17 protein-coding genes are annotated in these 12,133 nt (G+C 58.1%); all 17 read right to left on the bottom strand.

Annotated features, from left to right (window positions below; all coding sequences use genetic code 11):
* Nucleotides 1-117: 117 nt before the first annotated feature.
* A complete protein-coding gene (locus ACIQ36_RS12980) occupies nucleotides 118-1,125 on the bottom strand; it encodes a hypothetical protein (RefSeq protein ID WP_395829909.1) in 1,008 nt (335 codons plus the stop codon).
* 14 nt (nucleotides 1,126-1,139) lie between these two features.
* Nucleotides 1,140-1,517, bottom strand: a complete 378-nt coding sequence (locus ACIQ36_RS12975; RefSeq protein WP_395829906.1) for a hypothetical protein — start codon at nucleotides 1,515-1,517, stop codon at nucleotides 1,140-1,142.
* 19 nt (nucleotides 1,518-1,536) lie between these two features.
* Entirely contained in the window at nucleotides 1,537-2,088 is a 552-nt protein-coding gene (locus tag ACIQ36_RS12970; RefSeq protein ID WP_395829902.1) for a thermonuclease family protein, read from the bottom strand.
* 5 nt (nucleotides 2,089-2,093) lie between these two features.
* A complete protein-coding gene (locus tag ACIQ36_RS12965; RefSeq protein ID WP_395829899.1) occupies nucleotides 2,094-2,600 on the bottom strand; it encodes a hypothetical protein in 507 nt (168 codons plus the stop codon).
* 77 nt (nucleotides 2,601-2,677) lie between these two features.
* Nucleotides 2,678-2,998 carry a hypothetical protein gene (locus tag ACIQ36_RS12960; protein WP_395829896.1) on the bottom strand — a complete coding sequence of 107 codons (321 nt, stop codon included), beginning with the start codon at nucleotides 2,996-2,998 and terminating at the stop codon, nucleotides 2,678-2,680.
* 1,146 nt (nucleotides 2,999-4,144) lie between these two features.
* Nucleotides 4,145-4,393 carry a hypothetical protein gene (locus ACIQ36_RS12955; RefSeq protein ID WP_395829893.1) on the bottom strand — a complete coding sequence of 83 codons (249 nt, stop codon included), beginning with the start codon at nucleotides 4,391-4,393 and terminating at the stop codon, nucleotides 4,145-4,147.
* Between the two features lie 80 nt (nucleotides 4,394-4,473).
* Nucleotides 4,474-5,334 (bottom strand): DUF2493 domain-containing protein, encoded by an 861-nt coding sequence (locus ACIQ36_RS12950; protein ID WP_395829890.1) that lies wholly within the window; start codon nucleotides 5,332-5,334, stop codon nucleotides 4,474-4,476.
* Between the two features lie 49 nt (nucleotides 5,335-5,383).
* Nucleotides 5,384-5,794, bottom strand: coding sequence for a single-stranded DNA-binding protein (locus ACIQ36_RS12945; protein ID WP_395829888.1), 411 nt, complete (start codon nucleotides 5,792-5,794; stop codon nucleotides 5,384-5,386).
* A gap of 800 nt (nucleotides 5,795-6,594) precedes the next feature.
* Entirely contained in the window at nucleotides 6,595-7,050 is a 456-nt protein-coding gene (locus tag ACIQ36_RS12940) for a hypothetical protein (protein ID WP_395829885.1), read from the bottom strand.
* 72 nt (nucleotides 7,051-7,122) lie between these two features.
* Complete coding sequence (locus ACIQ36_RS12935) at nucleotides 7,123-7,365, bottom strand: hypothetical protein (RefSeq protein WP_395829883.1); 243 nt, start codon at nucleotides 7,363-7,365, stop codon at nucleotides 7,123-7,125.
* Nucleotides 7,366-7,592: 227 nt separating this feature from the next.
* Nucleotides 7,593-8,093, bottom strand: a complete 501-nt coding sequence (locus tag ACIQ36_RS12930) for a hypothetical protein (RefSeq protein ID WP_395829880.1) — start codon at nucleotides 8,091-8,093, stop codon at nucleotides 7,593-7,595.
* 66 nt (nucleotides 8,094-8,159) lie between these two features.
* Nucleotides 8,160-8,681 (bottom strand): hypothetical protein, encoded by a 522-nt coding sequence (locus ACIQ36_RS12925; protein WP_395829877.1) that lies wholly within the window; start codon nucleotides 8,679-8,681, stop codon nucleotides 8,160-8,162.
* Nucleotides 8,682-8,684: 3 nt separating this feature from the next.
* The gene (locus ACIQ36_RS12920) at nucleotides 8,685-9,056 is read right to left on the bottom strand and encodes a DUF3768 domain-containing protein (RefSeq protein ID WP_395829875.1); all 372 of its coding nucleotides are present in this window, start codon (nucleotides 9,054-9,056) and stop codon (nucleotides 8,685-8,687) included.
* Between the two features lie 115 nt (nucleotides 9,057-9,171).
* Entirely contained in the window at nucleotides 9,172-10,593 is a 1,422-nt protein-coding gene (locus tag ACIQ36_RS12915) for a DUF4942 domain-containing protein (protein ID WP_395829872.1), read from the bottom strand.
* A 109-nt stretch (nucleotides 10,594-10,702) separates the two neighbouring features.
* Nucleotides 10,703-11,050, bottom strand: a complete 348-nt coding sequence (locus ACIQ36_RS12910; RefSeq protein WP_395829870.1) for a DUF6915 family protein — start codon at nucleotides 11,048-11,050, stop codon at nucleotides 10,703-10,705.
* Between the two features lie 11 nt (nucleotides 11,051-11,061).
* Nucleotides 11,062-11,526, bottom strand: a complete 465-nt coding sequence (locus ACIQ36_RS12905) for a DUF6878 family protein (protein ID WP_395829867.1) — start codon at nucleotides 11,524-11,526, stop codon at nucleotides 11,062-11,064.
* Between the two features lie 122 nt (nucleotides 11,527-11,648).
* The coding region (locus ACIQ36_RS12900; RefSeq protein WP_395829864.1) for a hypothetical protein at nucleotides 11,649-12,133 on the bottom strand (485 nt) is incomplete at its 5' end.

The raw sequence follows: 12,133 nt of genomic DNA, 5'->3' as shown, positions 1-12,133 counted from the left end.
CGGGTGGCCTATTTTGATCGACGGGAATGGGATTACCGCTACGCGGTCAATCCCTACATCGTCGATGTGCCGCAGCCTAAGGCGGTTACGGTCGACGAGGCGGCGTAAGCCGCGTCGTTATTTTAGTCCCAGCAGCGCACGGCACGCCGCGGTGCCATAGTCCGGGTGGTTGCGGGCATCGTCCCAATCGTTCAATTCGCCTGGCGGATAGAGGGCGATGATCGTGACGTGCGGGGCGTAGAGATCATATTGAAGCATGAGCTTTTCGGCGGCGATTAAGCCGCCGTTCTTTTTGTCGTTGTGCATCAGGATATAGAGGATTTCGCTGTCGGCCAGGATCGGCGCTTTGGCGAGGTGGCCGGTTCCGGGGGCGGAATAAACCGGCAGTTCAGGAAACATCGCCGCGCCGGCCATGCCGTCGCTGGGGCCTTCCATCAGCACGCGCGTAAAACCCACGGCGGCATTATGCTTGGCCATCGTGCCCGAGGCGGGGCCGATCGAGAGCTTATTGTCTTTGCGGGCGCGTTTACCGTCGGGCGTGATGAGGATGCGCTGGACACAAGCGAGGGTGCCGTCGATCAGCTGATAGGGCACGAGGGTCGCTTGTTGACGCCGTTTGCCCTTCGGGGTGGCGTCGTCGTGGTGTTTGACGCGATACGCGTCGGGGACACCGCGCCCGGCCAAGTAGATCGCACTGGCGGTCCCTTCGATCGGTCGGCCGGTTTTCCAGAGGGCCTGCGCGTCTTCGGGCGTGGTCGGGGCGTCGTCAGCGACGGCCTCGGCCTTTCGTTCGGCAAGTTTGGCGCGGGCGGGCTCGCGCAGCCAGGCGCGCGCCCAATCCTTCGCGTCCCGAAAATCTCGGCAGTTTTGGGTGATCTCGATTAGTTTCCAGAGGTTTCCGTTCTCAAGAGTAGCTTGGTCGCCCCAATTTCCCTTGTCGCGGTAGATAAACATCGACGATCCGGGCGCACCGTCGAGCCCGCCAATGTTCCAGGCGCGGCCCTTTCGTTTGGCTTTCGGGAAGATGGCAGGGATAAGGTTATCGATATTCTCGAGCAGCCGCTGCTTGAGATAAGCGGTTTCTTCGCGGGCGAGGGTTTCAGGGTCTTTATCGAAAACGCCCATGATGGCCTCAAATATCAAAGGTAGCGGTACGGATGCGGCACACGGGCTTCGAGATCGGCGCGCTCGATAGCGGCGATCTCGAGGGTGATGGGGAACCACTCGGTGAGGCCGGGATAGTCGACCAGGGCCGGGCGCACCAGGGCATCGATCAAAATAACCCCGTGCATCGAAATATTCGCCCTGGCATATGCCTCAGCCGCGTCGGGATCATCAACCGGCTCAACAAAGAGATTATTGACGGCCCACTCGTAGCGGTCGGCCTGGCTGAGCTCGATGACGGCAAAGGTCAGCGGGTGCATCTTTGGAAGCGGCACCGCATGCGGTCGGAGTTTGGCAGGAAACGGAATGACGTTCGTGGGATCAATGGCCGGGTTATTGAACAGATCAAACATGCTCGTATCCTCGTGAGCGTTAGCGGCTGCGCCGAAAGGCGGCAGGACTGTCCCTGTCTTGAAGTGCGCCCATTCCGTGCAAGCCCCGCTTTCCTTTACGGGCGAGGGCGAAGAGCGGGGCGTAATCGTCGGAATAGGCCGCAAAGGCATACCCATCGCGAACCATCCCTTCGTTTACAGGGGTACGCCCCGCCAAGCAGATGGCGACGGGCCGGTTCCACTTGCGATCAAGGTCAGTAACGGTACAGGTGAGCGGGTAGGACGCTCGCAAACAGACGCCATGCATCCGGTTCGAACGGCAAGCTTCGGGGGTGCCGTTGACGAGCTGAACGAGATGTTCGGTGGCGAGCGTGCCGCAGGGTACCGCTCCGCAGGTTTGACCATGCTCGGGGGCATCGATGCCGTGAAGCCTGATGTTGACGGTTTCGCCCTTAACGATGACGCGGAGCGTGTCGCCATCGATCACTTGGGCGATAGAGGCCACATCAATCCGGTCTCCCCGCCGCCAATCGGCGGCGAGGGAGGGCAGGGGAAGGGTGATGAGGAGGGCAGCGGTGAGAAGTAAGCGCATGATGGTTACCCCTGCACCAGGTTCCAGCGACCGTCAGGTCGGCGGCAAGCCCTGCCGATGCCGGTCTCGGCGCGTCCATCGACGTAAATCGTTGACTGATACTCGCGGCATTGAGTGCCGTAGTTATCGTACCCGTCGCGAATCGGCGTGAAGGTGCCGCCCGCCCGGCCTGTGTTCCAGGCGATTTGCTGGCCGATGGGCGCATGGTTCAAGGCTTGGTCGCGGGCATACCGGGCTTGCTCGCATTGGCCGCTGTCGATGGAGTTTCCTGCGAAATATCCGCCCGCGGCTCCGGCCAGGGTGCCGATGGCGATAGCGAGGCCTTGGCTCGAGCGTCCGCCCCCGGCGAGCTGTGAGCCGAGATAACTGCCGCCGCCGGCACCGAGAAGGGTGCCGCCAATGCGTCCCCATCCGAGGTCACCGCAGGCATCACCGATCTGCCCGGAACCGCCGGGGACGGCAACACAGGCAGAGAGAGAGAGGAGGGCAAGGGCAGAAAGCAGGGATTTCATGAAAAAGACTCCGAGGATTAGACACACGGAAGCGTGGGAATTGGTGATCAGAGGGCGCTCAGCCTGGTGTCCCAGGGTCAGTGCCAAAGACCGTCTGTAATTTCACGGGCGATCATTGCGCGGGCCTTCATCATCACATCATCACCCCGCGTCTCGGGATGATTGAAGAACCTGGCGCGCGGGCCGTATTTAATCCAATCGGCGTAGTAACAATACTTCCGGTCGCTGTCGTGGAAAGCCCGCATGTCTTCGGCCCAACAATGTTGCAAAGGTTCGACAACGACGGTGACGCCACCACGCTTCTCTTCCCAGGGGAGCGAACGCTCACGAGGAGTATGTTGCTGATCGTCGGCGAAGATGAAGTCGACAGTGAGCGGGGCACCTAAGTTTTGATCCATTCTTGTTACTCCGTTCAAGTCATCCTCTATGCCTCTGATAATAATGATTATTTTGATTTTTGGCAAGTAAATAAGCGGTCTATCAAGGATAAGCAAATGTATTGATGCAGTAATGATAAAGTGATTTCAGTTTTGGTGAGCCGGGGAGAAGACTTTTTACCTACTGGATAAAAAGGCAGGCCTCTTTCTTTACAGATTTCAGTTTCGGAGCCGCCGGTGGTTGCGACAAGGCAGGGATGGGCGAGGGTTGGTATGCGCCCGGGACGGTTAGGGGTGCGGGCGGCGCGGGGCTTGCCCTGCGACGATCGCGGCCCTGGCCGGCTGTAGGGCGCGTACCTGCCCTCGGCCAAGGGCGCTTTGCGCCCGGTCTCTGCCAGCAACCACATCACCGGCGGGTCAGAAACTGAAATCCAAGAAAACCCATCCGTACTAGGAGGACCAAGCCGAAGGCGCAGGGCCGCCCACAAGGTGGGACGCGGAGCGGCCCTCAGCAGAGACTAATCCTCTCGGGCGCACAGGCGCTGGTATCGGCCCGGCTCGGCGGTCTCGCCGGTCGGGCCGCGCATCCGGCGGTGCCGCCCTTGGCGAGGCCGGTTTCAGGACTACCCGGTACACCCACCAGGGCCTGCCATCGGGTTTGCGCTGCGCGCTCTGGCGTCGTGGCTGAGCGCAGGACCGCGTTAGGGATCGTCACCCGAAGGGCCAAGACCCGTAGGGGCTTGGGGAGCGAAGCGAGTAGAGCCCGGCCCCAAAGGGGAAACGCCCAACCTTAGCCTTACGACTGGGTTCGCGGTATTCGGCAGCAGAAGCATAAGACAAGGAAGGCAAGGAGGACGAAGCAGAAGGATGAGATGAGGATGAGGATTGTGAGAAGGAGTAGGAAACAGAAGCGGGTTAAGAGGAAGAGGAGGATGCAGAGGCAGATGCAGAGTGATGGTCGGATTCAGAGAATCACGATACCGGCTGAGCCTAAAACCATTCGGTCTATTTTTGTGGATGTGAGGGCGTCGCCCGGCGTGCCGGGCGGTCGCGCTTTGCGCGACCCTAGCGTCGCTTGCGGCGCGAGACGCCCGTTTGCCCCGGCGCGGACCATCCTGGCCTTGTTTGCGGGAAGCGGGAGAGCGTTTCACTCTCCCGCGAATAAGATTAGCCTTTAGGGGCGCGCTGCATTGCCGTCACCTGCCCTTGCAGGTTTTGCAATCCGCTGAGCAATTGGCGGTCACTTTCCTTTAGCTCGGCTATGTCCTTACGGATCCCATCAAAACCGCTGGTAATCAGCTCCGCAATTTTACCGAGAGCCTGGGTCAACTCCGCACGCAGTCGATTTTCGCGTTCGGTCAACTCGCCTGTGAAGGCGAGGCCGATATTTGCTAGGGTGTCGGGCGCTTGGGTCATGGTTCAAATCCTCTGGCTGAACAGTACAGGGTTTAGGTGGTTTTGTCATGGGGCAGGGGTTCCCCTGCCCCGAGGTTGCCTCAACGTTGAACAATCAGGATTTTCTGACGCTCGGCCTTCTGGATCAGATTTAGAGTTATTGGCTCACTCCCGAAGGTAACGATACAAGCGGGTTCAATAGTTAGAATGCGTTCATTGCGCTTGAAGGCGGCGCTGCGCTTGTCTTTGTTGAAATCCGGGGGCCATGCCACTTGTGCGCGGTTACGGGCATTTGCCCAAGCGGTTGCAATAACGCTAAATCCCTTTGTATCGCCAGGGTGATGAAGAACCAAATCAGGGAACTGCTTTAGAACCGCGTCCAATATTCTCCATACCCTATTGTAATCCTCTATTGATCTATCCCCGAAGGCGATAACCGGAGTCCCGGCGGGAAAGTTAGCGGTATTTTTCTTATTGGCAGCGGCTTTGAGGTAATCGCGGGCGTTCAGGCGGGCAGCAGTATAGTTATTACCCTTGATGCTGCCGGTCCTCGGGAACCATGGGCGGCCTATCTCTTTTTCGTAACAGACGACAGCAGCCCCCAGCGCTTCCGTAAAAACCTCAATTCGGGCGTCGTAATGCTTGGCTTCCTCCATTTTTTGCTCAAGCTCAACGGTGCCGATTTCGCTTGTGTCCCCCCGTTCGATCAAATCCTTGATTTGGCTTCGCAAACTATCGGCGCGGCGCTCAAGGTCTGACAACAAGCGATGCCAGGCGTTTGTTTGTGCCCATAGCAGGGCTTCAAGATCGCCTTCTAGCCCGGTATTCAAGAGACATTCGCTGATTGCGGTGTGGCTATCCGTAACCAGCGCAGCCAAGGCTTCCGGTTCCGGGATGGGGAGGCTTGGGATACGGTTTCCATCGTCAAAGCCGGTAAGTTCGGCAATTTCGTAGGGGGTCATTGGTCTTCCCGTGTCGATTTGAAAGATGGCGGGGCCGGATCAGTGAGTCTTAAAACGGAATTTCGTCATCAATCCCGCCCACGCTGCCCCGGCTCGTGTGCGGCGGCGCATCGCTGCCGTTGCTATCGCGGTTCAACTTCGGGGCTTCAATTTCGAGAACGGGAAAAGCATAGGTGTTAACAGTCACCCCCTGCTTTTCGTATTTGCTGTTCTCGATACCTGCTAGGCCAGCAATATAAGAGCCCTCGCGTAGATAGTCTGATACATATTTAGCGTCACTGCCAAAAGCGCTTAGCTCAAGGTATGTTGTCTTCTTCTTCAATTTGCCGTCTTGGTCATACCAATGCTTATTATGTGCGATAGCAAAGCGGACAATCAGCCGCTCTTTACCGTTGCGTATTTCCCGATGAACAATTTCCGGGTCGCGGGTCATGTAGCCGGAAAAAACCGCCTTTAGCATTTTCGTTACTCCGTTTAAGTCATCCTCTATGCCTCTGATAATAATGACTATTCTGGTTACTGACAAGTAAATAATTATCGTTGCAACGATAAATAAAGGTATTGATGCAGTAATGATAAGGTGATTTCAGTTTTGGTGAGCCGGGAAGAAGACTTTTTACCTACTGGATAAAAAGGCAGGCCTCTTTCTTTACAGATTTCAGTTTCGGAGCCGCCGGTGCCTCGGTCTTAGTAGGGATGGGACGCCTTGTCGGGATGCGCTCTTGGGTAGGTGGGTTGCGGCTGGGGCGGGGCGCTTGCGCCCTGCGCCGGACGCGGCCCTCCTGCCCCCAAAGAGGGCGTTCGACAAGGTGAACCAAGGGCGCGCTTGCGCGACCGGTCTCTGCTAAGACCAAAAGAGGCATGGCGGCTCTGGAACTGAAATCAAAGAAAAACCATCCGTATTAGGCGGTCCAAGCCGAAGGCGCAGGGCCGCCCACAAGGTGGGACGCGGAGCGGCCCTCAGCAGAGACTAACCCTCTCGGGCGCACAGGTGTTTGTATCGGCCCGGCTCGGCGGTCTCGCCGGTCGGGCCGCGCATGCGGCGGTGCCGCCCTTGGCGAGGCCGGTTTCAGGACTGCCCGGTACACCCACCAGGGCCTGCCATCGGGTTTGCGCCGCGCGCTCTGACGTCGTGGCTGAGCGCAGGACCGCGTTAGGGATCGTCACCCGAAGGGCCAAGACCCGTAGGGGCTTGGGGAGCGAAGCGAGTAGAGCCCGGCCCCAAAGGGGAAACGCCCAGCCTGGGACGATTGAAAGTGTTTAAGCGTTTACCGATTCTGGCTGCGGCTGGATGAAGGTCCAAATAAAGGCCGCGACGAAGAGAAAGACGCCGAGGATGGCTGCAAAATGGACGATTGATTCGGCATAATGGTTAATCACACCAAGGAACACGATATACCATACAATAATTGTAGTGAACCAACTACCTTGAGCGACACGCGGCATACGTAAGGATACAAACGAAAGAGCAGAACCGAGGACACCAGCAACAAAGAATAGGCTAACAAACGTAAAGAGTTTAAGCGCCGATCCTGGCTCTAGAGTTAACACTATATCTGGATGATATGCGATGAAAGACGTGATGAATATAAAATTCCCCTGGAATAAATAAATACCATACGCAGCACATAGGGTATAAATCACCGAAAAAACGGGTAACTGGGCTTTGATGATTGCGGCTTTATGGTTCTGAATAAAGGTACCAATGCGCTGCATTGATGTCTCCAAGGTCGATTTTCCTAAAAAATAGTAATGGATTACGGCGGAAATTGGACGTAGAAGGCGGCGCTATTGCGCCGCCCCGTAGAGTTCAGCGAGATCCGGACGCTGCTGAAGGAGAGTGCTGTAGGCGGTGTTGGCATCGATGGTGGGATCGGCCTGAAGGGCGAAGGCGAAAGCGCGATTGAAGCGCTGCGCATCGAGGGAGCGCTGGCCGTAGTAGGGCAGGGTGCTGAAGGAGCGGTTCGTCGGATTGGCTCGCCAAGTGTGACCCGCTTCGAGACCTGCTTGGAAAAGGGTATGTGCGTTCATGATGGTGCTCTCCTGATTGGGGTCCGGCGTCTGCCTCGACGGCGACCTAACCGGGGGAACGGCCGCAGGCACCCGCAGGGCCGGAGCAAAGCGGAGGACGGCGAGAGAGGGGTTTTTTGTTTCGCGAGGAATGGCCTTTAGGCCAGGGGAAAAAACCGCTCTACCGCTGTTGCCTGACGGCCGGGCTTTCGGTTAGGAGCCTAACCGAGGGGCAGAGCCGAGCCCATTCAGGCAGGGAAGCAAAAATGCACGTCAACCCCGCGCTCCCGCAGCGTGCGACCGACGGTCAACAGGGCAATCCTGGCTCCGGCGGCGGTCAGCGGCAGATGCTCGAAGGCCTCGTGCTCGAACAGGGCACCAACGGTTTTGCGGGCTTCGCTATCATCGCGGGGGAGGCACAGTTCAATACGCGGCTGATCCGCGTATCTCTCCACGATGGCCTTGACCGCGCCGCGCAATTTCGAATCGAGCAGAAGCAGCTTCGCGTAAACCAGCGCCGGACACGGCACTGCACCGTCGGTAGCCTCCATAATGACAAGGTCCATTGCGTCGCGCGCAGGTTGGCCCGTGGGTGCGTTAGGGCCGGAGAGCATCGCCGCCAGCAGGGCGGCGCGCGTGACGCCCCAGACGTCCATAAGCCCGAGCATTTCAGCATTGATCGGTCGCTTGACCGGATCGATCTCAGCGATGCCGCCGGGCGGATTAACGGTAGTTCGGGTAATGGGCATGAAAAAAGGCCGCGCTCTGTTGAACAGAGTGCGACCTTATCAGAGCAAGAACAGAAAAGGAACTATCTAGGTGGCTGGCACTGTCAGCTGCGCCATGATGGGGCTCGCTGCATCAAGCACTATTCGGTTGCTGCCTAACGCCATCGGCGTCCGAATTATAACTGATTGGCTATGGCCTTCCAAACAGTCGTATGTCACGCCCTCGGGCGAAATCAGTTTTACCGTGCCAGCGTGGGCATTGATATCGACGATTACGAACCGCCTAGCCTTCTGGGCCGCTACGTCGGCCGCCTCGCGTGCAAACAGGCGCTTGAGCCCTACTGGGAGACCGAGGGTCATGCCGTTGTTAAAATCATAGGTTGGCCAATCGCGATAGTGCTCCCAGGACTGCGCCGGTGGCCGACGCCATTCGTAATTGATCGTGCCGGACACTTCGTAACGAATCCGCCACTCGTGCTTGCCTATCAACATAGGCTCGCTGAAGCGCTTATCTTTGAGATCGTCAAACCCTAACTGCGCATCGATCGGCCCTTGTACGGGCTGTCGCTGGGACATTTCGGGAAATAGAAGCTGTGCATTGCGGGTCATCGCTCAATACTCCGATGCCAGCAGGATGGTGAGGATGCGCCCGGTCTTGGACGGATCGGCGGGATCCTCCGAGCCGAAATGAAAATCGGTATCGTAATAGTCGATTTTCCAAAAAACCTTTGGCCAGCCATCGCGCTCGATGAGGCCGAAGCTTCGCTCGCCGTGAGGGTCATTGTCGGGGGTGAAGTCGGTGAATGTGGCGACTGCGCGCTGAAGCAGAATCACCGCGATGGGGCCGAGTGCCTGGATACCCTGGGTCACGACGGATTTACCGCCCCGACCCGTCTGGCGGAATTGGTCGTTCAGTTGCGCGACCTTCTCGGCATATTCCGGGGTGGATTGGTCGATTTCGGCGGGGATTTGGAGAGCGGTCATAATGTCTTCCTCTGAAGCAGTTGAACCGCCCTGCCAAAGCCCTCCTTTCCTTTGCGATGCTTCCACCGGTTCTGCATTGAGCGGCTGGGCAGATCCCAAGGCCGCCCAACCCGTGCTAAGCCCGCTTGCGCAGATGAAGGATCACGGTATTGACGTTTGTGCCGACGCTCGCAAATGAGGCTGGCGGCAGATCTAGAAAGACGCCGCCATGTTTCTCGACGATGGCGCGGAATGCGACGCTCTTCTTCGTTTCCCGAAACTCGGTACCGGCCGACATAATCGCCGCGAGCTGACCACCAGGCTTTAAAAAGGCAAGGGCATGGAGGACATGGTCAATGTCCCGCTCGTGATCGAAGGGCGGGTTCATTATGACGGCGTCATAGTCAGCCTTTGGCGTGAGAGCGAGAAAGTCGCCGGTGATGACCGATCGATAGAGGCCGCTCTCGCGCAGGCCATCGGCGAGCGCAGATTGAAACTCGACGCAATCGACGGTCGCGCCCTTCTCGACGGCGAGCCGGGCTAGATTGCCCGTGCCTGCGCTGGGTTCGAGGACGCGAAACGCCGCAGGGTCAACGCGACCGAAACGAACATGGCCCAGTAATAGATCAGCGGCGTCCTTGGGCGTTGGGTAGAAGCCGAAATTCTTGGCGATGCCAGTTTTGGGCCGCAGAATATCTGCGGTGAAATCCGGGGCGCGCTCTTCCGGGATGGGCGTGCCATAATACTCGCCGATCAGCTGATTGACCCGCATGACCAAATCCGGGCGGGTGAACCAGAGATGCACATTGCCGTTCATAAACACCCTGGCGCGGATATAGTCGGTCTCGACTTCGCCTTGAAACGGCCCGTAACCCTTCTTGGCACCGTCGATTGCAGTAACGAGGCCAAGATGGGAGGGCAGGGACTGCTTGCCATCGATCACCAGGAAAATACGTTCAACATCGGCGATGACGTGCCGAGGATTATTCCAGGTGCGATAGCTCCAGCTGCCACACTCGTTGAGCGCGTTCGCAATGATGATTCGGTTGCCAATCCGCCAGCCATCATGGCTTTTGAAACGCCGATCAAGGTTGGAAAAGGCCGTCGCCACACCCCTCCGGAAAATCATGCCAGAGTCTAGGATCAGGGTCTCAAGCGTGGCGCGGATGGTTTCTTCGGTGGCGGGAGCAGGGTTGGTGGTCAGCTGCTCCCGCAACTGCGCCTTGGCGGTCGCATCCATCAACCGCTCAAGGTCGGTGGTTGCCACCAAGTGCGACCAAACGCGCGTATCGACGATCTTGGTCGCTAAGGCCAGATAGGCCTCGGCCGTGGGGAGTTTCAAACGCCGCAGAAACTCCTCCTCGCTGGCGCTTTGATGACCGTGGTAATAGGCATTCCCTGCCGGAGCGGCTTGGCTCAGCGCGGTAATAGCCTCCGCCAGCGCTGCATCAGCCTCAGTGAGCTTTTGGTGGGCGTTCGCGAAATGCTTCAGGGCGAGATCACGGTGAGCGCAGATCTGTCCGATGGTGGAGCTGGGGATCAAGGAACCGTCGAGCATGATAGAAATTCCTTTTGGCTTGCCAGAATGGCAACCCGGCGAAAGCCTTCCTTTCCTTTAAATTGCTGACAGAAGAAAACCCGGCCCCTGGATGGGCCGGGTTCGTGTCTCAGGCGACTTCCACCTCCCGGATCCGCGACGGCGGAGCCATCCAGCGCTCTGGCTGAATCCGCAGCGCCCAATCGGCGAAAGAGGGGATGCGGCCCAGATCCTCAAGCACATGTTGCTCGCCGATCAGGCGGACCGGAACGATCCGCCCGGTCGACAGGAGCAGCGTCGTGCCAAAATTCTGCTGAAGCTTCCAAATGCCCTCGGCATGGTGCCGTAAGGCCCGATGCCGAAAATCCGCCAGCAGCATTTTCGATTCATCGAACCAATCGTGAAGATGCTGATATTCAACCGGATCTCCGCCCCATTTGCGGGCGGAAGAGACGGCATGATAATAACAATGCGCCATCACCGCCTCCCTTAGAAGATTTTCATCCGTGAGTTGGTTGCCGTATAAAATTCGGCCATATCGACCTCAATGGTGCGCATATCGCACTGAAAGGTCACCGTTCCCTCGGCTCCGTCGTTATCTTGCCAGCCACAGGACGTGGCATAGGTGCAATCCCAGGTGGCGGCATCCAGAGCGTCGGACAAATTGCGCTCTTCAATAATCTCCTGGCCCTCAATCGACATTGCCTGCCAGGGGATCATGAGCGAGGGTAAGGTGGTTGGCGTATATTGAGGGGATTCCGTGCTCCCGTTATTGATGTAAGCCGTTGGCTCGCCGACGAAACCCTCATCACCGCTGCCGTTGAACGGCACCTCGACATAGGCGATGCCGGCGGCCTCAAGCGCGTCGAAGATCGCGGCCTTGTTGGCCGGACGGAGCGGCGGGGGCTCTTCTGTGATTAAAGCGGTTGAAGGGGTCGGGATCAGGGACGTCATTGGCGTCTTCCTCGGAAGCTGTTGAACCGCCCGTCCAAAGCCCTGCTTTCCTTTAGGCCGCTGGCAGAAGAAAACCCGGCACCGTCGCCGGATGCCGGGTCTCCTCTGCTGTGACTTGATTATTAGGCGGCTGCGGGCTCAAGCCATTTGCGGACCTGGTCGTGGGTTGACCAGCTTTCGATCCGGTCGGCCTCAATAAGATCGACCGCGCCGCCGAAGCCGTTCATCCGCAGTTTGCCGCAGGTGAACGCATGATAGACGATGAAACGATCAATATTCGCGGAGCGCCGGAGGATGGCCTGAAGCACGAGGGTATATTGGGTATCAAGATCGTCCAGGTCGAATTCGATTTCTTCAGCCTCGGCGGCGGCCTCCAAAATCCCCTCAAAAATCGACACAAGCCCGCAGTCCAGCGCACGCGATTGCGCGATTGCCGCAGCGAGGTCGGCTCGGCCAACAATTCCGAAATTTGCGATGCCATTTTCGGGAGCGCCGTAGGAGGCTAGACCGCCCGCTTCCGGGATCTCCTCCTCGAAGGCTGTGGACAGGTACAGGCGCTCGAGCGGCGTCATGTCGGCCAGGGGAATCGCCGGGCTAATAACAACAT

Origin of the sequence: Elstera sp., from assembly GCF_044372965.1 — a bacterium.
Taxonomy (GTDB): domain Bacteria; phylum Pseudomonadota; class Alphaproteobacteria; order Elsterales; family Elsteraceae; genus Elstera.
This window is presented reverse-complemented; position numbering and strand designations above follow the sequence as displayed.